Source organism: Methylobacterium sp. J-070 (genome assembly GCF_022829385.1).
Taxonomy (GTDB): Bacteria; Pseudomonadota; Alphaproteobacteria; order Rhizobiales; family Beijerinckiaceae; genus Methylobacterium.
Genome location: NZ_JAKSXX010000071.1, coordinates 1 through 22087, shown reverse-complemented (window position 1 = coordinate 22087; position 22087 = coordinate 1). Strand labels below are relative to the sequence as shown.

Genomic DNA, 22087 nt, shown 5'->3' with positions numbered 1-22087 from the left:
CGAACACGGTGGAGAGCCCGAGGCCGGTGCCCTTGCCGATCTCCTTGGTGGTGAAGAACGGCTCGAAGATCTTCTCCATCAGCTCGGGCGGGATGCCCTGGCCCGTGTCGCGGACCTCGATCAGCACATGGTCGCCCGCGGGCGTGCCGCCCCGCCCCTCGGCGGAGGCCGGGCTCGGATCGGTCACGTTCTCGGTGCGGATCATCAGCTTGCCGCCCTCCGGCATCGCGTCCCGGGCGTTGACGGCGAGATTCACGATCACCTGCTCGAACTGGTTGACGTCGGCCTTCACCGGCCAGACCTCGCGGCCGTGCTTCAGTTCGAGGGCGACGCGTTCGCCGAGCAGCCGCTTGAGCAGGAGCGTGAGTTCGGACAACCCTTCCCCGACATTCATCACCTCCGGGCGCAGGGTCTGCCGCCGCGAGAACGCCAGGAGCTGGCGCACGAGGCCCGCCGCCCGGTTGGCGTTCTGCTTGATCTGCATGATGTCCTGGAAGGCCGGATCGGTCGGCCGGTGGCTCGCGAGCAGCAGATCCGAGTAGCCGATGATCGCCTGCAGGACGTTGTTGAAGTCGTGCGCGATGCCGCCCGCGAGCTGGCCGACGGCGTTCATCTTCTGGGCCTGGGCGACCTGCTGCTCCAGCTGACGCTGGGCCGTGGTGTCGAGGGCGTACAGGATCACCCGCTCGGCCTCGTCGGTCTTCTGTCCCGGATCGCCGCCGTCGGCCGGGCTGAGCCAGACCCGCGCCGAGCGGCCCCCGGGCCCGTTCAGCTGGACCTCGATCGGCTCCGGATCGGTGAGACCGCTCGCCGCGCGGGCGAGCCCCGCCTCCAGCCCGGTCCGGTCGGACACCGAATCGGCGACGTTGGGCTCGACCCGGGGGACGCCCTCCCCGTCGATCGCCCCGTCCTCGGCCTGCCGCGGCACCGTGCCGAACAGCCGGGTGAAGGAGGCGTTGGCCCGGGCGATCCGCCCGCTCCGGTCGAGCGTCGCGATGGCGATCGGCGAGTTGTTGAGGAACCGGGCGAGCCGCACCTCGGCGGCGCGCTGCGGCTCGTCGGTCTCGGCCCCGGCGGAGCGGTTGATCACGAAGGTCCGCGAGGAGCCGGGCTTGCCGTCCTTGCCGAAGGCGACTCGGTGGTAGAGCCGCACCGGCAGGGTGTGGCCGTTGCGGCGCCGGAGGTCGAGGTCGAACCGGTCGGTGCGGACCTCGCCCGGGAGGCCGGCGGTGCGCACGAGGACATCCGCCTCCGGGGCGATCTCGGTGAGATGCGGGCCGCCGGGACCGACGCTCGCCAGGTCGTAGCCGAGCCAGGCCGCGAGCGTGGCGTTCATGTAGACGATGGCGCCGGCCGGATCGATCGACAGGAAGCCCGCCGGGGCGTGGTCGAGGTAGTCGATCGCGTGCTGGAGTTCCTGGAAGACGTTCTCCTGGCGCTCGCGCTCGGCGGTGATGTCGGCCACGGTCCAGAGCGAGGCCGCCCGGCGCGGACGCGACAGCGGCCGGACCGAGACCCGGTACCACCCGAAGGCACGCTCGCCGGTCGGGGGCCCGAGCGGCGGAGACATCCGGACCTCCTCGGTATGGGCCCGGGCATCGCGCGAGGCCTGCGACAGGCGGTAGACCGCCTCGGAGACCTCCGGGGGGCCGACCAGGATGCGCTCCACCGGCACGAGGTTGGAGAAGGTGTCGCCGCTGGCGATCCGCAGATAGGCCTCGTTGGCGTAGATCAGCCGGCCGCCGTCCTCGACGACCAGCTGCCCGTCGGGCGAGGCGTCGACGATGCCCTTGGTGATGTCGTCCCGGGCGGCGCTGCCGCTGAGCTGGAGCGCCCCGATGGCCAGCGCGAACAGGAAGAACACGCCCGCCATGGCCAGCAGCGCCAGCAGCCACACGATGAGCGACTGGGCCTGCTCGTTGGCCACGAAGGACAGGCCGATGGCGGCCCCGACCAGCAGTCCGGCGAGCACGAGCAGCAGCCCGACCCGGCCCGGCTGCTCCGACCGGTCGATCGAGCCCGTCGCCTGCGGGGCGGTCGCGTGCGCCACCGCGATCGGCCCGCCGGCCGCCGGCAGGCCCGAATTCTGCGGGCCCGCGGCGGGCGCCGGAGGTCCAGTGACGTCGGCCATCGGCTTCATTCCAGAACAGTCACCCGGTTGCGCCCGCCGGCCATAACAGGACACGGGCAGGGCGGCACTACGCGCGTCGCGTCAAGCCTCGCTACAGCCTCGCGAAAAAAGGTGGACGAAGCGTGGCTTTTCGGTTCCGTCGCGTTTCGCGGCACTCAATGCGGCACGCTACTCGGTTCACACATCTTCGACCGCTGGACGCGCGGCCTCGGGGGTCACACGGATCGACCGTCCGGATTTACCACAGGGGCGCGTTCCCGACAGGCCGCGTCATGGCCGCACGAGCGGCGCCGTCCCCGGGATCGCCGTTGCGGGGCCCGAGACACTCGGCCGCCCGCGGAGGCTGGCCGGGATCCCTCGGTGCGCGCGATGGCCGCCTGATTGAAGCGGGCTCGTCGCGGCGGCCGCTAGGGCCTCGGGAAGCGGATGGTCGATCCCGTGTTCGGGCCGATCGAGCAGCCAGAGGCTTCCGACAGGTCCTGCTCCGCGGTCTCGATCGGGTCCGGGGCATGGGCGGTGAGCTGCACGGCTCACATCCTCCGAAGCTGGCACAGGCCGGACGCCGCGCCGAACGAGCGCCCCGCCCGGTCGGATCTCACGCCTCGACCCCGTGTCGAAGCCCGCACAGCGCTGACCTGCGCCCCTCGTCTGGCGAGGCCCTTGCAACCAGCTTAGGTCAGTGCGACGCAGCCAGCGCACGACACCAGGGAGCCGCACTTGGCCACGATCATCCCCGTCGCCTCCTTCGACTGCGTCGTGTTCGGCGCCACCGGCGACCTGACCGCCCGGAAGCTGCTGCCGGCCCTGTTCTACCGCTTCCGCGACGGGCAGATCCCGGAAACCAGCCGGATCATCGGCGCGTCGCGCTCCGAACTGTCGACCGACGCCTTCCGCGAGCATGCCCGGGACGCCCTCAAGCGCTTCGTGCCCGCCGGGGACCTGACCGACGAGATGCTGCACCGCTTCCTCGATCACGTGGATTACGTGGCGGTCGACGGAGCCGGCGAGAGCGGCTGGGACGACCTCGTGGCCAAGCTCGACGAGCGGCCCGACCAGGTGCGGCCCTACTACCTCGCTACCTCGCCCGACCTCTACGGCTCGATCTGCCGCAACCTCGCCGCCCACGGGCTGGTCGGCCAGAAGTCCCGGGTCGTGCTGGAGAAGCCGATCGGCAAGGACCTGAAATCCGCGCGCGCCATCAACGACGCGGTCGGCGAGGTCTTCCCCGAATCGCAGATCTTCCGGATCGACCACTACCTCGGCAAGGAGACGGTCCAGAACCTGCTCTCGCTGCGCTTCGCCAACACCATCTTCGAGCGGCTCTGGACCTCGGACGTGATTGACCACGTCCAGATCACCGTGGCCGAGACGGTCGGCGTCGAGGGCCGGGCCGGCTACTACGACACGTCCGGCGCCATGCGCGACATGCTGCAGAACCACATCCTGCAGCTCCTCTGCCTCACCGCCATGGAGAGCCCGCTCAATCTCGAGGCCAACTCGGTCCGCGACGAGAAGCTGAAGGTGCTGCGCGCCCTCAAGCCGATCACCGCCCACGACATCCAGACCGCGACGGTGCGCGGCCAGTACGTGGCGGGCGCCGTCGACGGCAAGCCCGTGGAGGGCTACCTGTCCGAGCTCGGCCACGAGAGCCGGACCGAGACCTTCGTGGCCATGAAGGTCGAGATCCAGTCCGGGCGCTGGGCCGGCGTGCCGTTCTACCTGCGCACCGGCAAGCGCCTGCCCCAGAAGCTCTCCGAGATCGTCGTCCAGTTCCGGGCCTCGCCGTTCTCGATCTTCCCCGAGGAGGCCTTCGGCCGCGAGCCGAATCGCCTCGTCATCCGCCTGCAGCCGCAGGAGGGCATGAAGCTCGAGGTGATGACCAAGGATCCGGGCCCCGGCGGCCTGCGCCTGCGCCCGACGGACCTCGACATCTCCTTCGAGGAGACCTTCAAGCAGCGCTACCCCGACGCCTACGAGCGCCTGCTGATGGACGTGGTCCGCGGCAACGCCACCCTGTTCATGCGCCGCGACGAGGTCGAGGCCGCCTGGGCCTGGGCGGATGGCGTGCTCAAGGCCTGGGCCGACCGCCCGGAATCGCCGCGGCCCTATCCGGCCGGGAGCTGGGGGCCCACCGCCGCCATCGCGCTGATCGAGCGGGACGGCCGGACCTGGCACGAGGAGCTGCGCTGGTCGGGCGTCCACAGCTAACGGCCAAGCTGCCATGATACCGTCAAGCCTGCGGTGAACCCTGCCTGCGCCGTCGGTCACGGCCCCGCGAGAGGGCCGGCCCCGGCGTCGCACGAGGGATCATCGCATGCTGGACACCAATCGGGACACGGCGGCCCTGGCCGAGCGCCGCATGGAGCGGTCGGTCGCCGCCGCCCTGCGCGTCATCGCGGCCGCCCATGTCGAGCGGCAGGCTCCCCCCGTCTCGGCGGCCCGGCGCCGCCTGAGCGAGGTCTACGGCGCCACCCGCCTGGCGCGGCGCCTGGAGCAGGAGCAGCGCACGGCCTGAGCCGTCTCAGACGACGGCATCCCAGGTCTCGCTGAGCGGCGTCGCGCCGCGGACCAGCTGCGCCCGCAGCACGACGTCGCCCGGCGCCATCGGCTGCGGCGGCCGCCATTCGACGTAGATGCGCCAGCCGCCGGTCTGGGGCACGAAGTTGGCCACCGGCTCGTGCATCGTGCCGGCGCTGGCCGACACCGCCGCCGCCACCGCGTCGTCGGGCCCCTGCGGCAGGCTCGGCCCCGCGAAGTCGATCACGCAGAGCCGCCGCCGCGGGTCCGGCGGCTTCATGGGGCGCAGGCGCTCCGCCGCGCCGAACCGGGTCGCGGTCACCCGGGCGAGCGCGGATTCCGGGATCGCCGCCACGGGCTCCGCGCCCACGGTGGTCAGGCCGTAGGCGAGCCGCAGCGGGCTGCCGGGCTGCGCGGGAGCGGCCGGCACGAAGGCCGCCACGATGTTGTCCATGTACTCCTCGGCCGAGGGGATCTCGTAGAGCTGCACGGCGCCCTCCGCGAAGGCGCCGCCGGCCGGGTCCGGGGCGACCCACAAGCCGGGACGCGCCTCCTGGCGCGCCTCCACGTCGAGATAGGCGGAAAAATCCCGCTCCCGCTGCAGCAGCCCGAACCCCGCCAGCGGCCGGGCCGCGAAGGCCGACACCTGCGGCTGACCGCGCCCGTTGACCAGGGGCCGCCAGACCCGGTCGATCCCCGCGGGATCGCCACCCGCGGCGACGCACAGGCCGTCGGAATCGTGCACCTGCGGCCGGAAGTCGTCGAAGGGCTTGGCGTCCCGGGCACCCGGCCCGTTCTCGCCGTACAGGAACATGCTGGTGAGGGGTGCGAGCCCCAGCTTGGCGATGCTCCGGCGCGGATGGAGCTCGGCGGTGACGGCGATCCGGGCCGCGTCTCCCGGGGTGATGACGAAGCGGTAGGCCCCGGCCACGCTCGGGCCGTCGAGGAGCGAGAGGACCGTCAGGCTGCGCGCCCCGGGCTCCGGCTCGCAGATCCAGTGGGCGACGAAGTCGGGGAACTCCTCGCCCTCCGCCGATCCCGTGCCGATGGCGAGACCCCGCGCCGAGAGCCCGTATTCCTGGTTGGCCGCCCGCAATCGAAAATAGGACGCGCCGAGGAACACCAGGAACTCCTCCTGGAACCCCTTCGGGCGCCAGGCCGGCGTGTCCGGGAAGGCGTGATGCAGGCGGAAGCCCGCGAAGCCCAGGTCCGGCGTGAAGGTCTGTCCGGCGAGCCGCGTGCCCAGATTGAACAGGCGGCTCTCGTAGGCGACCGGACGGGCCGGTCCGCTGCGCGGCTGGAGGTAGAGCGCCACGCGCTTGCGCTGCAGGAAGCCCCGATGGAACAACTGCGCGCTGAACGTGTCGCCGAGGCGCAGGCTCTCCGCCGGCCGGAAGGTGATGGCGCGGTAGCCGTCGTAGTCGAGGGCGGCGAGCGCGGTGGGGAGATCCTCGGTCGGCCCCACATAGGGAGCGGCGGCGAGGCGCGCCGCCCGGGCCGAGAGGGTCTCGAACGTCATCGCGTCGGCCTGCGCCTGCGGCGGAAGCGCCGACCCGGCCCACGTTCTGGACCCATTCAGCTCGGCCGCGCTAGGTAGAACCGTACCCGCAGCCGCGGTCAGGACGGTTCGAAGAACGCGGCGCCGGGAGGGGGGATCGATCCGTTCTGCGTCCGGCGGCCCGTGCGGCTGGGTCGGCTCCGTGTCCTCGCCCCGCATATCGGTATCCACGGTCATCGGTTCCCGGCCTCAGGCGGCGGGGCGGCCGCCGGCCTTCCACGGTCGAGTTCCTCGCGCCATGTCCTCACGCGTCACCTCCTCCGCCGAGCGGTCGCATCGGAACGCCGGGGCGACCGTATCCGATCCGTCGGGGACGGCACCCCATCCCGAGATCTGGAGCGGCGCGCGGCCGGGCCGGGTCCTGCGCGCCCGGCGCCTCGCTCTGGCGGTCCCGACCCTCGTCACCGCCGGCGGCCTCGCCTGGCTCGCCGCGCTGGCCTACCCGGCGGGCGTCAGCCCGCTGGCCTGGGCGGTGCTCGTGCTGTTCAGCCTCGTCATGGGTTGGCAGGCCTTCGTCGCCTGCCAGTACGTCTACGGCCTCGTGGCGCCCATGCTGGGAAACCGGACGATCTCGGCGCTGGAGCGGCGCGCGGGGGCGGACGCCGTCCCGGCCGGACCCGGCCGCACCGCCGCGGTCGTGGCGATCCACGCCGAGGACGCGGTCGCGGTGTTCGCCCGCCTGCGGGTGATGGCCCGCTCGCTGGCTCGCGCCGGCGCCGAGTCCATCGACATCTTCGTCCTCTCCGACACCCGCGACGGGGCGATCGCCGCCGTGGAGGAGCACGAATTCGCCCGGATCCAGGCCTGGGCGGCGACCGACCCGGACCTGCCGCGGATCCGCTACCGGCGTCGCACCGAGAATGTCGGCCGGAAGGCCGGCAACATCGGCGAATTCTGCCGCAGCTACGGCGCCGAGTACGCCTTCATGATCGTGCTGGACGCCGACAGCCTCATGACCGGCTCGACCATGGCCCGCCTCGTGGGGCTGATGAACGAGAGCCCCCGTACCGGGCTGATCCAGACCGTGTCCTACGCGGCGGGCCGGGACACCCTGTTCGCCCGCATCCAGCAATTCGCCGTCCGCCTCTACGCGCCCCTGGCTTTGCGCTGCCTGGAGACCTGGCAGGGGCCGGAGGGCAGCTACTGGGGCCACAACGCCATCCTGCGGATCGCCGCCTTCGCGGAGAACGCGCAGCTCCCCAGGCTGCCCGGCCGGGAGCCGCTGGGCGGCGAGATCCTGTGCCACGACATCGTCGAGGGCGCACTCATGGTCCGGGCCGGCTGGGAGGTGCGGCTGCTGCCCGAGATGGGCGGCACCTGGGAGGAGATGCCCACCAACCTCGTCGACCTGCTCGGCCGGGAGCGCCGCTGGTGCCAGGGCAACCTCCAGCACCTGCGGGTGCTGCCCTGGGCCGGCCTGCACGGCGCGAGCCGCTGGCACCTCCTGGTCGGCATCTTGTCCTACGGGATGCTGCCGCTCTGGATCGCCTTCACGGGACTCGCGGCCTGGCAGGCCGCGCGGACGGGTGACCTCGGCCTCCTGGCCTACGGGCTGACCGGGCAGGGCGCCGCTGCGCACGCGCTGGCCGCCCTCAGCGTCGCCGTGCTGGCGCTGCCGAAGCTCCTGAGCCTCGGTCACGTGCTCGCCGCGCCGGAGCGCCGGGCGGATTTCGGCGGCACCCGGGCGCTGCTGGCGAGCGCGGCCCTCGAGCAGGCCGCGTGGATGATCCTGTGGCCCGTCCTGACCCTGTTCACCGCCGGGGCGGTGGTGGCGACCTTCCTGGGCCGGGTCGTGCGCTGGGAGACCCAGGACCGGGACGACCGTCAGGTCTCGTGGTCGGAGGCGTTCCGGCTCCAGGCCGACGCCGTGGTGGTCGGCGGGCTGATCGCCTTCGCGCTGATCCTCGTCGGGGACGTGGCGCTCGGTCTCTGGATGGCGCCCCTCGCGCTGGCGCTCGTCACGAGCCCGGCGCAGAGCGTCTGGACCAGCCGGGCCGATCTCGGCCGCGCCGCCCGGGCCCGCGGCCTGTTCCTGAACGCCGACGACACCGCGCAGGCGCAGGAACTCGCCGAGCTCGCCCAGATCCGCGGCCTGCCGGCGGCCCCGCCGCCGCCCCTGGCGGCGATCCGTCCGGCACCCCGCGAACCGGCCATCTGGCTCGCCGCAGACGAGGCCTGACCGGGAGCCTCCGGCGGCAAGTCCAAGGCGTCGGTCCCCGAGATCATCGGAAATCATCCCGCGTCTTACGGCCAAGCTGCCACAGTGTTGCCATCGAGTCACGGGGTTCCGGAACCAGCCGGACGGGACGGTTTGAGGCTTGGCTTTAGGGCGGGAGCGTTTACCCCTTGGCGAGGATCGGCACGGCATCGTGCCCCGGTATTCGCCGCGTTCCCGCCATAGTCCGCGCCTGCCCCGAGAGGCTTTGATGCGTCGTTTTTTCCCCGCCCTGATCGGGCTTTTCGGCGCGGCCGCATGCGCCGCACCGGCTCTGGCCTACGAGATCGATCCGCTCACCCGTCAGCCTCTGAACGACGCGCTCAGCGTGCGGGTGCGCCCGCAGGCGGTCGAGACCGTCGCGGTGCCGGTGGCCAACGCCTCGCTCAACCCCGCCGCCGACCCGATGAATCCCGATGCGGCCGTGCCGCAGATGTCGGCGATCCCGCGCGAGACCGTGGCGTATAGCGGCCCGTACGGCGCCGGCACGATCGTGGTCTCCACCGCCGAGCGGCGGCTCTACTACGTGCTCGGCGGCGGCCAGGCCCTGCGCTACGGCGTCGGCGTCGGCCGTCCGGGCTTCACCTGGGGCGGCGTCCAGACCATCACGATGAAGCGGGAATGGCCGGATTGGCGTCCGCCGTCGACCATGCTGCGCCGCCGGCCGGACCTGCCGCGCTACATGAAGGGCGGCATCGAGAACCCGCTCGGCGCCCGCGCCATGTATCTCGGCGGCTCGATCTACCGGATCCACGGCTCCAACGAGCCGGAGACCATCGGCACGGCCGTGTCGTCGGGCTGCATCCGCATGACCAACGAGGACGTGATGGACCTCTACACCCACGCCAAGGTCGGCACGAAGGTGGTCGTCCAGCGCTGAGCGCGCCTGGGAATTTCGGGACGGGCCGGCCGCGAGGCCGGCCTTTTTTCGTTCAGGCCGCGGGCAGGGTCACCAGCGCGTCCGGGCGCTTCACCTCGATCTCGATGAACGCGATCGCGTGGTCGGAGCCGTTCATCACGTCGTGCCGGATGCCGGCGGGGCGCATGTAGGCCTGTCCGGCCGCGAGCGCCGTCTCGCTGACGGATCGCCCGTCATGGACGCGCAGGATCCCGTCCATGAGCATCACCACGAAATACGGCCAGCCGTGCTCGTGCCAGCCGGTGACGGCGCCCGGCGGGAAATCCCAGCGGGTGATGCGCACGGTGGCGTCGTCCTGCCGGACGGTGGGTGTCGCGGGGATGGTGCAGGCGAAGGCCATCTGGGCTCCGAGGAAAGCGGTCGATCGACCGGCGTGCCGTCACGGTCGAGACGATGCAAGCCTTCGGCCTTCTCGGCGGCGTGGGAAGCCCCGGTGCGGACGCCGCTCGCGAGGCCGGACCGCGCCGGAACCCGTGCTGCGGGAGGCCGCCGCCCTCAATGGCACCCGCACGAGCCGGAGCCGCAGCCCCCACCGGACTTCGCCGACGCCTGCCGCGCCGTGTCGCGGTCGAGGCCGCGCTCGGCCAGTTCGGCGAGATAGGTGTTCCAGCGCGTCTCGTACTCGCGGCCCAGCGTGTGCAGGTAGTTCCAGACGAAGATCCCGGTGTCGTGCATGTCGTCGAAGCCGAGCTTGACCGCGTAGTTGCCGACCGGCTCCACCGCCAGGATCGCCACCGCGCGCTTGCCGCCGATCACCTTGCGCTCCAGCGGCGAATGGCCCTGGACCTCGGCCGAGGGGCTCGACACGCGCAGGTACTCGGCCGGCAGGGCGAAGCGCGACCCGTCCTCGAAGGCGACGTTCAGAACATGCCGGTCCGCCGACAGGCGGATCTCGGTCGGCCACAGATCCTCGTTCACAGGGCACACTCCTCACGCAAGCCGGGACTGCGGCCCGGGCGCTGCTTGCCCGCGACCGTATCGGGCATCATATGCTCTATCATGCTCGATGACATCTCCAGCACGCCGCAGGGGTTTACGGCAGAGGCGCCCCGCGTGCCGTCGCCCGCGCCGCTGATCGACCCGTTCCAACGGGCGATCTCGTATCTGCGCATCTCGGTGACGGATCGCTGCGACCTGCGCTGCGCCTACTGCATGTCCGAGCACATGGAGTTCCTGCCCAAGCGCGATCTGCTGACCCTGGAGGAGCTGGACCGGCTCTGCGGCGTGTTCATCGCCCGGGGCGTGCGCAAGCTGCGGATCACCGGCGGCGAGCCGCTGGTGCGCCGCGACATCATGCACCTGTTCCGCCGCCTGTCGCGCCACCTCGAGTCCGGTGCGCTGGAGGAGCTGACGCTCACCACCAACGGCACCCAGCTCACGCGCTACGCCGACGAGCTGGCGAGCCTCGGGGTGCGCCGGATCAACGTCTCCCTCGATACGCTCGACCCGCAGAAGTTCCGGGCCATCACCCGCCGGGGCGACCTGCCGGTGGTGCTCGACGGCATCGCGGCGGCGCGTGCCGCAGGCATGAAGGTCAAGATCAACGCGGTGGCGTTGCGCGACGTCAATGCCGACGAGATCCCCGACATGATCGCCTGGGCCCACGGGCTCGGGATGGACCTGACGCTGATCGAGGTCATGCCGCTCGGCGAGATCGAGGCCGACCGCACCGACCAGTTCCTGCCCCTGTCGGTGGCCCGGCAGCGCCTCGAGAGCCGCTACACCCTGACGCCGCTGCCCGACCGCACCGGCGGCCCGGCCCGCTACGTCCGCGTCGAGGAGACCGGCGGCAAGCTCGGCTTCATCACGCCGCTGACCCACAATTTCTGCGAGAGCTGCAACCGAGTGCGCCTGACCTGCACCGGCCAGCTCTACCTGTGCCTGGGGCAGGAGGACTCGGCAGATCTCCGGGCGGTGCTGCGCGCCTCGCCGGACGATGCCGTCCTGGCGGCGGCGGTGGTCGAGGCGATCACCCGCAAGCCCAAGGGCCATGACTTCGTCATCGAGCGCCAGCGCAAGGCCGCGGTGCCGCGCCACATGAGCGTGACGGGGGGCTGACCACGCCGCCTCTGCGCGTGCGGCGAGCTGCCTGGTTCGCTCCGCCCGCGATGACGGCGACGGACGCCGCGCCCCGACCTGCGGCTACGCCGCCCGCTTCCGCAGCCGCAGCACGAACCCGATCACCTCGGCCACCGCGCGATAATGCTCGGCCGGGATCTCGCGGTCGATCTCCACGGTGGCGTGGAGCGCCCGGGCGAGCGGCGGGTTCTCGATGACCGCGACCCCGTGCTCGGCCGCCACCGCGCGGATGCGCAGGGCCAGCGTGTCGACGCCCTTGGCGACGCAGACCGGCGCCGCCATGCCGGCCTCGTAGCGGAGCGCCACCGCGTAGTGGGTCGGGTTCGTCACCACGACGGTGGCGGTGGGCACCGCGGCCATCATCCGCTTCTTCACCCGGGCCATGCGCAGCTGCTTCAGACGGCCCTTGATCTCCGGGTTGCCGTCCGACTCCTTCATCTCCTGCTTCAGTTCCTCCTTCGACATCCGGAGGCGCTTGCGCCAGCGGAAGCGCGCGTAGAGGGCGTCGCCCAGGGTGATCACCAGGTGCATGCACAGCATGCCGGCCAGCAGCCGCAGGCTCAGGGACAGGATCGCCGGCAGGCAGGCGGCGGGATCGAGTTGGACGAATACCTCCAGCCGGTCGCGGTCGTTCCACAGGACCACGGTGCCGACCACGCCCACCGTCGCGATCTTGGCCAGACCCTTGCCGAACTGGACCAGGGCCTCGACCCCGACCATCCGCTTCAGGCCGGCCATGGGCGAGAGCCGCTCGAACTTCGGCATCAGCGCCTCGGCGGTGAAGACCACCGGATGCTGCAGCATCCCCGCGGCTACGCCCGCCGCGGCGGCCAGTCCCACGGGCACGGCCACCGCCTGGCCCCACAGCCAGAGCGCCCGGGTCGCCGCCTGCCGCATGGTCGCGGCGTCGTCCGGCAGGGTGTGGGCGTTCGCCAGGTACGCCCTGAGCCCGAGCACCAGGTTCTGGGCGATGCCCGGGGCGGCGATGAGCAGCGCGAGCGTGAACGCCCCCAGGATCGCGAAGGTGTTGACCTCGGTGCTCGACGCGACGTCGCCGCGCTCGATCGCCTGATCGATCCGCCGTTGCGACGGCTCCTCGGTCTTGTCCTCGTCGTCGGTGCCCTCGGCCATGGTGCTCCGACCTCAGCGCGCGCGGAAACGCGGGGCGGGCGCGGGCCGGCGGCTCAGCGGCCGACGGATTCGGCGAGATAGCGTCCGATGTCGTCCAGGAAGACGCCCATCATCACGCCGAGGCAGCCGAGCAGCAGCAGCATGCCCACCATCGCCGAGGCCGGGGCCGCCAGGAAGAACACCTGAAGCTGCGGCATCAGCCGCGACAGCACGCCGAGCCCGAGGTTGAACAGGATCCCGAACGCGATGAACGGTCCGGCGATCTGCACCGCCAGCGTGAAGCCGCGGGTCAGCGCCCGCGTCGCCAGCATCAGCGCGTCCGAGAAGGCCGGGACGCCGTCGGGCGGCAGCACGTCGTAGCTCCGCGCCAGGCCCTCGATGGCGAGGTGATGCAGGTCGGCGGCGAAGATCAGCGTGATCCCCAGCAGCGACACGAAGTTGCCGATCGCCACCTGCTGCCCGCCCTGGCTCGGATCGACCATCATGGCGTAGGACAGGCCGATCTGCGCCGAGATGATCACGCCGGCGGTCTGCAGCGCGGCCAGCACCATCCGCACCGAGAGGCCGAGGACCAGCCCGACGATGGTCTCGCCGAACAGGAGGCCGATCAGCCTGGGGCCGGCCAGGCCCTCCGTGCCGCCGAGGAGCGGTCGCACGCTGGGGAACAGCACCAGCGTCGTGAGCAGCGCGAAGGCGAGGCGCAGGCGCGGCGACACCATCTGCTCGCCGACCCCCGGCATCAGCATGATCAGCGTGCCGATCCGCGCGAAGACGATCAGGTAGGCGGAGGCGATCCCGGGCAAGAGCAGGTTCATCGCCACGCCTATGGCACGCCGCTCCGCGCGTTGTCGCGGCCGGGATGGGCATCAGCCGCCGGCCGCGATGCGGGCGGCGATGCGGACCATGTAGCCCGCCATGGCGTCGCCGATGAACGGCAGCATCAGCAGGAGCGCGGCGAACACCGCCACGACCTTGGGCACGTAGATCAGGGTCTGCTCCTGGATCTGGGTCAGGGCCTGGAACAGCGAGACCGCGAGCCCCACCACGAGGGAGACCAGCATCAGCGGCCCGGCGATCTTCAGGAACACGAAGATGCCGTCGCGGGCGACGTCGAGGATGGCGAGGCCGGTCATAGGTCTGCCGCTTCATTCGAATGGGAGGAGGGAGATCGGCCGTCTGCCGCGGACCGACACCGCATCGTATCGCGTGCTCGAGGGCCGATTCCGCAGGACACGCTCAGATCTGCATCCGCATGATCTCCTCGTAGGCGGAGATCATGCGGTCGCGCACCGCGACCATGGTCTGGAGGGCGGTCTCGCTCTCGGCCACCGCGGTGACCACGTCCACGACGTTGGCCTTGCCGGCGGCGGCCGAGACGGCCTGCGTGTCGGCCCGGCGCCCGGCATCGCCGACGCTGTCGAGCGTCTGCCCGAGGAACTTCATGAACTCGCCCCCCGCCCCCGCGGCAGGCTGCACCCCGGGCGTGGGCCGGCCCGACGCGAGACCCTGGACGGCGGCATAGGCGCCCGCCGCGAAGTTGCTGGAAGCCATGGCTCAGCCCTCCCGACCGGTCACTTCAGGATCGCCAGCGTCTGCGCCAGCATCTTGCGCGTCGCGGTGACCATGTTGAGGTTCGCCTCATAGGAGCGCTGGGCCTCGCGCAGATCCATGTTCTCGATCAGCGCGTTGACGTTGGGCATCTGAACCTCGCCCCGGGCGTTGGCGGCGGGGTTGCCGGGCTCGAACTTCGTCCGGAACGCCGACGGGTCGCGCCGCACCCGGCCCGCCTCCACGAGCCGCGCGCCGGTCCCGTCGTCGAGGTGGCTGGTGAAGGTCGGGATCTTGCGCCGATAGGGCTGCGTCCCCGCCGAGGCCGGCGCGGAATCGGCATTCGCGATGTTCTCGGCGATGATCCGCATCCGGCCCGACTGGGCCTTGAGGCCGGCGGCCGCCACCGTGAGCGACTTGCTGAATTCCATGGCTCAGAGCCCTCCTCCTGCCGCGACGAAAGACCGGCGTCCCGCGTCGTCAGCTCTTGCCGACGGCGATCTTCAGGGTGGTCAGGCTGTGCTGGTAGAGCGAGGCGGCGAGCTGATAATCCGACTGGTTCTCGCCGGCCTTCATCATCTCGTCCTCGAGATTGACGCCGTTCCCGCTCGGGCGGATCTCGAATGTCCCGGCCCGCTTGGAGTCGGTCCCGACCCCCTGCCCGGCCGGCGTCATGTGGGCCGGGCTGGTCAGGACCAGGCTGGTCGCCGCGGACGCCAGCGTCCCGGTCGCCCGGTTGAAGCTCGGCTCGACGAGGTCGCGGGGCCTGAAGCCCGGCATGTCGGCGTTGGCCACGTTCTCGGAGATCACACCCTGGCGCGCCTGGGCCCATTGCATCCGGGTGCGGAGCATGCCGATCACGGGCAGGTCGGTGAGGGCCATGGTCGCCTCCGGTCTGGCGTCGCCGCGCCGGTACGAGCGGGCTCGGCAAAATCTGCCGTGCGCATGGTTAACGGCCCGTTAAGCCGGCCTGTCTCCCCGGCGGGATAGCGTTCTTGCGGCGGGAAGATTTTAACTTCGCCCGCGCTCGGCGCCGGATGCCGTCTCGCGCTCGGAAGATCCGTCCGCCGGTGCCGCTCGGACCGACGTGCCGCGCCCGGACGCGGCCGCCGCGCGCCCGGTTCGCCGGCGCCGGAACGTGATCTCAGAGCCTATTGTCTTGATAGCGCTACTTTAAAAGGTCTGTTAACGAACTCTTAACAGCGTCTGCCTCGCATCCCCCCGGCGTGATATGGACGAGCTCATGCCGGGCGCGGGACCGCAGCGGCCGGACCGTGCGAGTGCGTAACTTTGGGATGGCTGCAATTCGTGTTCGGTTCTGACGGCTCCCCCATCGTCCAGTATGTCGTAATCTTCGCCGTCATCTTCGCGGCGCTGGCGGCCATCGTGTTCACCGTACGGCGGCTCACCGGCCGCAGCCTCGCGCTGCCGAGCCGGGGCGGCCGCGGGCGCCAGCCCCGGCTCGGGATCGTCGACGTCTACGAACTCGACCGCGCCCGCCAGCTGATCCTGCTGCGCCGGGACAATGTCGAGCACCTGCTCCTCGTCGGCGGTCCCAACGACGTGGTGGTCGAGCGCAACATCCAGCGCACGCAGCGTCCCTTGACCGAGCCGGCGCTTCGGCCCGAGCTGGCTGCGGACGGCCAGGATGAGCCGCTCCCGGATCCCCTGGTCGAGGGCGGGCGCCTGCCCGAGCCGCCGCGGGCGCTCCCCGAGCTGGCGGGGCTTCGCGCCGAGCCCCTGTTCGATCCGGGCTTCACGATGCCCGTGGTGGTGCCACCGCCCGTCCCGCGCTCCCCGGCCGGCCCCGCGGTGACCCTGCCGCTCGACGCCGCCCTGCTCGGCGGCGACGAGCCCGGCCAGGACATCTCCGCGCCGCTGTCCCCCGGGCCGACAGGCCCGCCCGCCGTGCAGGCGCCGCCGGCGCGCGAGCCGATCAATCCGCGGCGGATCCTGAGCCGGACCGCGCCGCCGCTCGCCGAGGTCCGGTCCGGCCCCGCTTCCGAGCGCGGGGCGGACGCCGCACCCATCGCGAGCGAGCCGTCGCCGGCACCGAGCCTCCCGGTGCCCTCCGAGCGCCGGACGGTCGATCCGGCGGTCCTCTCCGACATGGCGCGGCAGCTCCAGGCCGCGCTGTCGCGTCCGTCCTCCGCCGTCACGCCGGCCCCCGCGACCCTCGCGTCCGCTGCGACATCCGACGGTGTCGATCCGATCGCCGCCGGCATGGCATCGGTCACCCCCGCCCCGCCGCCTGTGGCCGCGCCCCCGGACCCCGTCACGCCGTCAGCGTCCAACACGCCCCCGGCTCCCGTGACGCCTCCAACTCCCGTGACGCCTCCGCCGGTCGTCGCGCCTCCGGCCGTCGAACCGCCGGCGCCGGCGGTCATCCCCGCCGAACCTCCGGCCAGCCGGGATCCGGTGGCCCCCGCCCCCGCCCCCGTGCCGCCGCCGGCGGCTCAGCCGGCCATGCCGAAGGCCGCCCCGGCGTTCCAGGCCGCTCCCCCGCCGGTGGCCCCGCCGCCGGCCCCTCCCCCGACCGCGCCGGAGGCGGCCGAGGCCCCGTCGGCGGTCCCCGCGGCGCCCGCGCCATCGCCGCGGCCCGAACCGAAAGCGTCCGGAAACCCGTTCTCGGTGGAGGAAATCGAGGCCGAGTTCGCCCGTCTCCTGGGCCGCCCCCTCGACAAGCGCGGCTGAGGCTGCCTGCTCCGGGATGCGTCTCCCCGGCGCCCGCCTCGACCGACCTGAACCGCCTCGCCGGCGGACCGGACGCGCCGTTAACACGCGGTTAACCAAGCTGGGGAACGCTCGGGGCCGGAGGAGGTCCCGATGCTCGCTTTCACTGCCGACACGGCTCGCCGGAGCCGCGCCTACCGGGCGTTCAAGCTCGACCCCGCCGGACGCGTCTTCGCGGCCGAGGTCCTGACCGCCGAGGACGACATCCAGGCCCGGCGCCAAGTCCGGGCGATGGTAGAGCGCAACACGATCGAATTATGGGAGCGGACCCGGTTCCTCGGCCGCTTCGAGCCGGCCGCGTCGAGCCGCGTCTGACGGGCACGGCCGGGGCCGGGGCGGACGCCGCGCCGCCGAGGCGCCCGTCGTCCCTCGATCCGGGCGAAGGGCCGGTTCAGGTGTCCGCCGCGTCGCGCCCGACCGGTGCCCTGCCCTCTCCGGACGCGCCCGCGGAGGGGCTGCGGCCTGTCGAGGGTGCCCACCTGCCTGCCGTCCGGCCGCGTCACCGCCCCCGGGTCTCCGGCATCGCCAGGACGGCGAGGAAGCTGAGGATCGCCGCCCCCGCCAGGTAGAATCCGACGAACGCGATCCCGCCGAACGCCGTGAGTTCCTGCGCGATGTAGGGTGCCCCCGAGGCGCCCAGGATCCCCGCGAGATTGTAGGTGACCGAGGCGCCCGTGTAGCGGACCCGGGTCGGGAACAGCTCGGGCAGCACGGCGCCCATCGGCCCGAACACCCAGCCCATCGTCAGGAGGCTGAGGCAGAGGAAGCCGAGGACCGGCGGCCACGTCCCGGTGCCGGCGGCATGGCCGAGCATCGGCCCCATGAGGAAGCCCAGCACGAACGTCGCGGCCATGCCCGAGAGCAGGACCGGCCGGCGTCCGAAGCGGTCGGCGGCGGCGCCCGAGATCACGGTGCCGAGCGCCATGAAGCAGACCGCGATGCATTCGAACAGCAGGAAGGTCGGACGCGCGTAGCCCAGCGTGCCGGTGCCGTAGCCGAGGGCGAACACCGTGGACAGGTAGAACACCGCGTACACGGCGACCATCGCGAAGGTGCCGATCAGGACCGCACGGCCGTGCCGGGTCAGCAGGGTGGCGAGGGGCACCCGCTCCGGGCGCGCCTGGCTGAGCGCCGCCTTGAAGGCCGGCGTCTCGGTGAGCTTGAGGCGCACGTAGAGCCCGACGCCCACGAGCGCGGCGGAGGCCAGGAACGGCAGCCGCCAGCCCCAGGCCTGGAAGCTCTCCGGCGACAGGCAGACGCTAAGGGACAAAAAGCCGAGGTTCGCCAGGACGAAGCCCACGGGCGCGCCGAGTTGCGGGAAGATCCCGTACCAGGCCCGCCGGCCGGGCGGCGCGTTCTCCACCGCCAGCAGGGCCGCGCCGCCCCACTCGCCGCCGAACCCGATCCCCTGCCCGCAGCGCAGGATGCACAGGGCGGCCGGCGCCCACCAGCCCACGGAGGCGTAGGTCGGCAGGCAGCCGATCAGGACGGTCGAGAGCCCCATGATCAGCAGCGAGGCGACCAGGGTCGCCTTGCGGCCGACCCGGTCGCCGAAATGGCCGAACACGGCCGCGCCCACCGGCCGCGCGACGAACGCGATGGCGAAGGTCGCGAAGGCGCTGAGCTGCTGCACGCCCGGTGCGCCGGCGGGGAAGAAGACCGGGCCGATCACCAGGGCGGTGGCGGTGGCGTAGATGTAGAAATCGAAGAACTCGATCGCCGTGCCGACGAAGCTGGCCGCCAGGATGCGGCGGGCACTCGGGGCGGCGGGTGCGGACCCAGCGGTCTCGACGGTCTGCAGCATGATCTTGAACGGAGCGGGATCCAGGTCGATTGCGGCGCTTTCGCACGGGGATGCCCGCGCGGGAACCCCGCTCTCGGCATGGCGGCCGAGCCTGGCGGGGCTGAGCACGGGATCCGAGGTCGCTGTGCGGTGCACCGACGGCGGTCTTGCGTTCCCCGGTCCCCTTCGCCAAGCTGACCGGCCCAATTCCGAGAGGGACGCCGGCCGCGGCGCCCCTCCACAGCACTCGAGTATCGCGATGAGAGTCACCGTCGAGCGCGCGGCCCTGCTCAGGTCGCTCGGCCATGTGCACCGGGTCGTCGAGCGCCGCAACACGATCCCGATCCTGTCGAACGTGCTCCTGCGCTCGGAGGGGTCGGGCCTCCAGCTCCGGGCGACCGATCTCGACATCGAGGTCACCGAGAGCGTGCCCGCCGACGTGGCCGATGCCGGGGCGACCACCGTGCCGGCGCACGTGATCTACGACATCGTGCGCAAGCTCCCCGACGGCGCACAGGTCTCCCTGGAGACCGGCGGCGAGTCCGGCCAGATGACCATCCGCTCGGGCCGCTCGCGCTTCGCGCTGGGCGCCCTGCCGGAGGGCGACTTCCCGGACCTCGCCGCCGGCGAGATGCCGCACGGCTTCGAGATCGCCGCCGCCGACCTCAAGCGGCTGATCGACAAGACCCAGTTCGCGATCTCCACCGAGGAGACGCGCTACTACCTCAACGGCATCTACCTGCACACGCTGGAGACCGAGGGCGGGCCGGTGATGCGGGCGGTGGCCACCGACGGCCACCGGCTCGCCCGGGTCGAGATCCCGGCCCCGCAGGGCAGCGTCGGCATGCCCGGTGTGATCGTGCCCCGCAAGGCGGTCGCCGAGATCCAGAAGCTGCTCGACGACGGCGGCGAGACCGTCGCGGTCGACCTGTCCCCCGCCAAGATCCGCCTGCGCTTCGCGGGCGGCCTGACCCTGATCTCCAAGCTGATCGACGGCACCTTCCCGGACTACCAGCGGGTGATCCCGGCCAACAACGACAAGCGGCTCACCGTCGAGCGCGACGCCTTCGCCAAGGCGGTGGACCGGGTCTCGACGATCTCGTCCGAGCGCGGCCGCGCCGTGAAGCTCGGGCTCGCGGAGGGGCGCCTGGCGCTCTCGGTCAACAACCCGGATTCAGGCAGCGCCACCGAGGAACTCGACGTCGACTACGAGGCGGCCGGCCTCGATATCGGCTTCAACGCCCGCTACCTCCTCGACATCACCGCGCAGCTCGAGGGCGACACCGCCCTGTTCAAGCTCGCCGATCCGGGCTCGCCGACCCTGATCCAGGACCGCGAGGGCGCGCCGGCCCTGTACGTGCTGATGCCGATGCGGGTGTAGCGGGCCGCCATGCCGAGATCGGTCGTCCTCGATCCCATTCAGGAGGCCTCGCTCGACGCTCTGGAGAAGCGCTATGCCGCCATGGAAAAGGCCGGCTCTTGAAGCTTGTCGTCGTTTCGCGGCGAGCCCGAATGGATTTGCGCGAGATCGGTGATTTCATCGCCGCTGACCATCCGGCACGCGCCCGGAGCTTCGTCTCGGACCTGCGTTCCCGCTGTCTGGCATCGGGCCAGCAGCCGATGATGGGTAGGCCCGCGCCGGAGATTGCCCTCAACGTACGGATCCTCATATTCCGATCTTACCTGATCCTTCATCGCGTCTTCGACGACCGAATTTCGATCGATCGCGTCCTGCCTTCAGCTCGCGACCGCTCCATCGTGCCGCCTTATGAATGAACCCGACGCCGCCGGATCCGCCCGTCTCACCCGGTTGATCGCCCGCGACTTCCGCAACCACGCCGATCTCGAACTCACCCCCGGCGCCCGCTTCGTGGCCCTCGTCGGCGAGAACGGGGCCGGCAAGACCAACCTGCTCGAGGCGATCTCGCTGTTCGTGCCGGGGCGCGGCCTGCGCCGGGCGGAGTTCGCCGCCATGGCGCGCTCCGGCGGCTCCGGAGGGTTTGCGGTGTCGCTGACCCTGGACCGGGACGGCGCCGAGCATCGCCTCGGCACGGGGCTGGAGCCGCCGGGGCCGGACGGGCGCGCGAGCCGCCTCTGCCGCATCGACGGCGCCCCCGCGGCCTCGCCGGTGGCGTTCAGCGAGTTCGTCCGGGTGGTCTGGCTGACCCCGGACCTCGACGGGCTGTTCCGCGGCGCCGCCGGCGACCGGCGCCGGTTCCTCGACCGCCTCGTGCTGGCGGTCGATGCCGGCCACGGCGCACGAGTCTCCGCCATGGAGCGGGCGCTGCGCTCGCGCAACCGGCTGCTGGAGGAGCGGCCCGACGACGGCCGCTGGCTCGACGCCGTGGAACGGGAGGTGGCCGAGCTCGGGGTCGCGGTGGCGCTCGCCCGCCGCGAGACCGCCGAGCGCCTGGACCGGCTGATCGCCGAGACCCGGGACGATGCGCAGCCCTTCCCCTGGGCGTCGATCCGCCTGGAGGGCGACCTCGACGACCTTGTGGCGGTCTGGCCGGCGATCGAGGCCGAGGACCGCTTCCGCCTGGCCCTGCGCAACGGCCGCCATCGCGACCGGGCCGCCGGCCGCACCCTCACGGGGCCGCAGACCACCGACCTCGTGGTCCGCCACGGCCCCAAGGACGTCCCGGCCGGCACCGCCTCCACGGGCGAGCAGAAGGCCCTGCTGATCGGCCTTGTCCTGGCCCATGCCCGCCTGGTCCGGGCGATGAGCGGCATCGCCCCGATGATCCTGCTCGACGAGGTCGCGGCGCATCTCGACCCCCGCCGCCGCGCCGGCCTGTTCGAGGCCCTCGACGCCCTGCCGGGGCAGGTCTGGATGACCGGCGCCGACCCGGAGGCCTTCGCGCAGGCCGGCGCCCGCACGGAGGTGCTGCGGATCGGCGCCTGAGGAGTCTCAGGCGGCCCGGATCGTGCCGAGGAACCGGGACACCTCGGCCCCCAGATGCTCGGATTGACGCGACAGCTCGCCGGCCGCGTCGAGCACCTGGGTGGCGGCCGCGCCGGTCGCCTCGGAAGCCTGGGCCACGCCGACGATGTTGCTCGTCACCTGATCCGTCCCGGTCGCCGCCTGGGCGACGTTGCGGACGATCTTCTGCGTGGCCGCGCCCTGCTCCTCGACGGCGGCCGCGATCGTGGTCGCGACGCCGTTGATCTCCCGGATCCGCGCCGTGATCGTGCCGATGGCCGAGACCGCCTGGCCGGTCACCCCCTGGATCTGGCCGATCTGCTGGCTGATCTCCTCGGTGGCCTTGGCGGTCTGCGCGGCCAGCTCCTTGACCTCGGCGGCGACGACCGCGAAGCCGCGGCCGGCCTCGCCGGCCCGGGCCGCCTCGATGGTGGCGTTGAGCGCCAGCAGGTTGGTCTGTCCGGCGATGGTCGAGATCAGCCCGACCACCTCGCCGATGCGCGTCGCCGCCTGGCTCAGGTCCTGCACGAGGTGCTGGGTCTGGTCCGCC

22 protein-coding genes are annotated in these 22087 nt (G+C 72.1%); 10 read left to right on the top strand and 12 right to left on the bottom strand.

Going from position 1 to position 22087, the window contains the following annotated elements; translation table 11 throughout:
- Window positions 1-2131, bottom strand: a 2131-nt coding sequence (locus MKL01_RS05325) for a PAS domain-containing sensor histidine kinase (RefSeq protein WP_243904182.1), incomplete at its 3' end; no start/stop codon positions are given.
- A gap of 717 nt (window positions 2132-2848) precedes the next feature.
- On the opposite strand from MKL01_RS05325, the gene zwf reads away from it, so the two are divergent.
- Together zwf and MKL01_RS05315 are read left to right on the top strand one after the other, a co-directional pair.
- Complete coding sequence (gene zwf, locus MKL01_RS05320; RefSeq protein WP_243904181.1) at window positions 2849-4339, top strand: glucose-6-phosphate dehydrogenase; 1491 nt, start codon at window positions 2849-2851, stop codon at window positions 4337-4339.
- Between the two features lie 106 nt (window positions 4340-4445).
- A complete protein-coding gene (locus MKL01_RS05315; RefSeq protein WP_243904180.1) occupies window positions 4446-4646 on the top strand; it encodes a hypothetical protein in 201 nt (66 codons plus the stop codon).
- Window positions 4647-4652: 6 nt separating this feature from the next.
- Here MKL01_RS05315 and MKL01_RS05310 read toward each other — a convergent pair whose 3' ends face one another.
- Window positions 4653-6167: a glucan biosynthesis protein gene (locus MKL01_RS05310; protein WP_243904179.1), complete on the bottom strand. Its 1515-nt coding sequence runs from the start codon at window positions 6165-6167 to the stop codon at window positions 4653-4655.
- Between the two features lie 277 nt (window positions 6168-6444).
- Between MKL01_RS05310 and mdoH the strand changes: the two genes are divergently transcribed.
- Both mdoH and MKL01_RS05300 read left to right on the top strand, forming a co-directional pair.
- Complete coding sequence (mdoH, locus tag MKL01_RS05305) at window positions 6445-8385, top strand: glucans biosynthesis glucosyltransferase MdoH (RefSeq protein WP_243904178.1); 1941 nt, start codon at window positions 6445-6447, stop codon at window positions 8383-8385.
- Between the two features lie 247 nt (window positions 8386-8632).
- Window positions 8633-9301 (top strand): L,D-transpeptidase, encoded by a 669-nt coding sequence (locus tag MKL01_RS05300; protein WP_243904177.1) that lies wholly within the window; start codon window positions 8633-8635, stop codon window positions 9299-9301.
- Window positions 9302-9353: 52 nt separating this feature from the next.
- Here the strand turns inward: MKL01_RS05300 and MKL01_RS05295 are convergent, their stop codons facing one another.
- Together MKL01_RS05295 and MKL01_RS05290 are read right to left on the bottom strand one after the other, a co-directional pair.
- Window positions 9354-9680: a cupin domain-containing protein gene (locus MKL01_RS05295; RefSeq protein WP_243904176.1), complete on the bottom strand. Its 327-nt coding sequence runs from the start codon at window positions 9678-9680 to the stop codon at window positions 9354-9356.
- A gap of 155 nt (window positions 9681-9835) precedes the next feature.
- Window positions 9836-10258 (bottom strand): gamma-butyrobetaine hydroxylase-like domain-containing protein, encoded by a 423-nt coding sequence (locus tag MKL01_RS05290; protein ID WP_243904175.1) that lies wholly within the window; start codon window positions 10256-10258, stop codon window positions 9836-9838.
- Window positions 10259-10339: 81 nt separating this feature from the next.
- Here MKL01_RS05290 and moaA point away from each other — a divergent pair, with 81 nt between their 5' ends.
- Entirely contained in the window at window positions 10340-11398 is a 1059-nt protein-coding gene (gene moaA / locus MKL01_RS05285) for a GTP 3',8-cyclase MoaA (RefSeq protein ID WP_243904174.1), read from the top strand.
- A gap of 84 nt (window positions 11399-11482) precedes the next feature.
- Here the strand turns inward: moaA and flhB are convergent, their stop codons facing one another.
- From flhB to flgB, 6 genes are all read right to left on the bottom strand, one after another.
- Entirely contained in the window at window positions 11483-12550 is a 1068-nt protein-coding gene (gene flhB / locus MKL01_RS05280) for a flagellar biosynthesis protein FlhB (RefSeq protein WP_243904173.1), read from the bottom strand.
- A gap of 53 nt (window positions 12551-12603) precedes the next feature.
- Window positions 12604-13365 (bottom strand): flagellar biosynthetic protein FliR, encoded by a 762-nt coding sequence (fliR, locus tag MKL01_RS05275; RefSeq protein WP_243904172.1) that lies wholly within the window; start codon window positions 13363-13365, stop codon window positions 12604-12606.
- A gap of 51 nt (window positions 13366-13416) precedes the next feature.
- On the bottom strand, window positions 13417-13683 hold the full coding sequence (fliQ, locus tag MKL01_RS05270; protein ID WP_243904171.1) for a flagellar biosynthesis protein FliQ: 267 nt from the start codon (window positions 13681-13683) through the stop codon (window positions 13417-13419).
- A gap of 103 nt (window positions 13684-13786) precedes the next feature.
- Window positions 13787-14101 carry a flagellar hook-basal body complex protein FliE gene (gene fliE / locus MKL01_RS05265; RefSeq protein WP_243904170.1) on the bottom strand — a complete coding sequence of 105 codons (315 nt, stop codon included), beginning with the start codon at window positions 14099-14101 and terminating at the stop codon, window positions 13787-13789.
- 20 nt (window positions 14102-14121) lie between these two features.
- Entirely contained in the window at window positions 14122-14529 is a 408-nt protein-coding gene (gene flgC, locus MKL01_RS05260) for a flagellar basal body rod protein FlgC (protein WP_243904169.1), read from the bottom strand.
- 49 nt (window positions 14530-14578) lie between these two features.
- Window positions 14579-14980 carry a flagellar basal body rod protein FlgB gene (flgB, locus tag MKL01_RS05255; protein WP_243904168.1) on the bottom strand — a complete coding sequence of 134 codons (402 nt, stop codon included), beginning with the start codon at window positions 14978-14980 and terminating at the stop codon, window positions 14579-14581.
- A gap of 426 nt (window positions 14981-15406) precedes the next feature.
- Here flgB and MKL01_RS05250 point away from each other — a divergent pair, with 426 nt between their 5' ends.
- Window positions 15407-16792 carry a hypothetical protein gene (locus tag MKL01_RS05250; protein WP_243904167.1) on the top strand — a complete coding sequence of 462 codons (1386 nt, stop codon included), beginning with the start codon at window positions 15407-15409 and terminating at the stop codon, window positions 16790-16792.
- Between the two features lie 132 nt (window positions 16793-16924).
- Complete coding sequence (locus MKL01_RS05245) at window positions 16925-17146, top strand: hypothetical protein (RefSeq protein WP_243904166.1); 222 nt, start codon at window positions 16925-16927, stop codon at window positions 17144-17146.
- Between the two features lie 184 nt (window positions 17147-17330).
- On the opposite strand, the gene MKL01_RS05240 is transcribed toward MKL01_RS05245, so the two are convergent.
- Window positions 17331-18635: an MFS transporter gene (locus tag MKL01_RS05240; RefSeq protein WP_243904165.1), complete on the bottom strand. Its 1305-nt coding sequence runs from the start codon at window positions 18633-18635 to the stop codon at window positions 17331-17333.
- A 238-nt stretch (window positions 18636-18873) separates the two neighbouring features.
- On the opposite strand from MKL01_RS05240, the gene dnaN reads away from it, so the two are divergent.
- The 3 genes from dnaN (at window position 18874) to recF (ending at window position 21519) form a co-directional block, all read left to right on the top strand.
- Entirely contained in the window at window positions 18874-19995 is a 1122-nt protein-coding gene (dnaN, locus tag MKL01_RS05235; RefSeq protein ID WP_243904164.1) for a DNA polymerase III subunit beta, read from the top strand.
- Window positions 19996-20093: 98 nt separating this feature from the next.
- Entirely contained in the window at window positions 20094-20390 is a 297-nt protein-coding gene (locus MKL01_RS05230; protein WP_279604410.1) for a type II toxin-antitoxin system RelE/ParE family toxin, read from the top strand.
- Entirely contained in the window at window positions 20383-21519 is a 1137-nt protein-coding gene (recF, locus tag MKL01_RS05225) for a DNA replication/repair protein RecF (protein ID WP_243904162.1), read from the top strand. Before MKL01_RS05230 ends, recF begins: the two co-directional genes overlap by 8 nt.
- 6 nt (window positions 21520-21525) lie before the next feature.
- Here recF and MKL01_RS05220 read toward each other — a convergent pair.
- The coding region (locus tag MKL01_RS05220) for a methyl-accepting chemotaxis protein (RefSeq protein ID WP_243904161.1) at window positions 21526-22087 on the bottom strand (562 nt) is incomplete at its 5' end.

What these genes read in the sequence shown, in the direction of transcription:
- MKL01_RS05315 (WP_243904180.1), top strand. Translation starts at nt 4,446, where the DNA reads ATGCTGGACACCAATCGGGACACGGCGGCCCTGGCCGAGCGCCGCATG.
- MKL01_RS05310 (WP_243904179.1), bottom strand. Translation starts at nt 6,167, where the DNA reads ATGACGTTCGAGACCCTCTCGGCCCGGGCGGCGCGCCTCGCCGCCGCT.
- mdoH (WP_243904178.1), top strand. Translation starts at nt 6,445, where the DNA reads ATGTCCTCACGCGTCACCTCCTCCGCCGAGCGGTCGCATCGGAACGCC.
- MKL01_RS05300 (WP_243904177.1), top strand. Translation starts at nt 8,633, where the DNA reads ATGCGTCGTTTTTTCCCCGCCCTGATCGGGCTTTTCGGCGCGGCCGCA.
- MKL01_RS05295 (WP_243904176.1), bottom strand. Translation starts at nt 9,680, where the DNA reads ATGGCCTTCGCCTGCACCATCCCCGCGACACCCACCGTCCGGCAGGAC.
- moaA (WP_243904174.1), top strand. Translation starts at nt 10,340, where the DNA reads ATGCTCGATGACATCTCCAGCACGCCGCAGGGGTTTACGGCAGAGGCG.
- flhB (WP_243904173.1), bottom strand. Translation starts at nt 12,550, where the DNA reads ATGGCCGAGGGCACCGACGACGAGGACAAGACCGAGGAGCCGTCGCAA.
- fliR (WP_243904172.1), bottom strand. Translation starts at nt 13,365, where the DNA reads ATGAACCTGCTCTTGCCCGGGATCGCCTCCGCCTACCTGATCGTCTTC.
- fliQ (WP_243904171.1), bottom strand. Translation starts at nt 13,683, where the DNA reads ATGACCGGCCTCGCCATCCTCGACGTCGCCCGCGACGGCATCTTCGTG.
- fliE (WP_243904170.1), bottom strand. Translation starts at nt 14,101, where the DNA reads ATGGCTTCCAGCAACTTCGCGGCGGGCGCCTATGCCGCCGTCCAGGGT.
- flgC (WP_243904169.1), bottom strand. Translation starts at nt 14,529, where the DNA reads ATGGAATTCAGCAAGTCGCTCACGGTGGCGGCCGCCGGCCTCAAGGCC.
- flgB (WP_243904168.1), bottom strand. Translation starts at nt 14,980, where the DNA reads ATGGCCCTCACCGACCTGCCCGTGATCGGCATGCTCCGCACCCGGATG.
- MKL01_RS05245 (WP_243904166.1), top strand. Translation starts at nt 16,925, where the DNA reads ATGCTCGCTTTCACTGCCGACACGGCTCGCCGGAGCCGCGCCTACCGG.
- MKL01_RS05240 (WP_243904165.1), bottom strand. Translation starts at nt 18,635, where the DNA reads ATGCTGCAGACCGTCGAGACCGCTGGGTCCGCACCCGCCGCCCCGAGT.
- dnaN (WP_243904164.1), top strand. Translation starts at nt 18,874, where the DNA reads ATGAGAGTCACCGTCGAGCGCGCGGCCCTGCTCAGGTCGCTCGGCCAT.
- recF (WP_243904162.1), top strand. Translation starts at nt 20,383, where the DNA reads ATGAATGAACCCGACGCCGCCGGATCCGCCCGTCTCACCCGGTTGATC.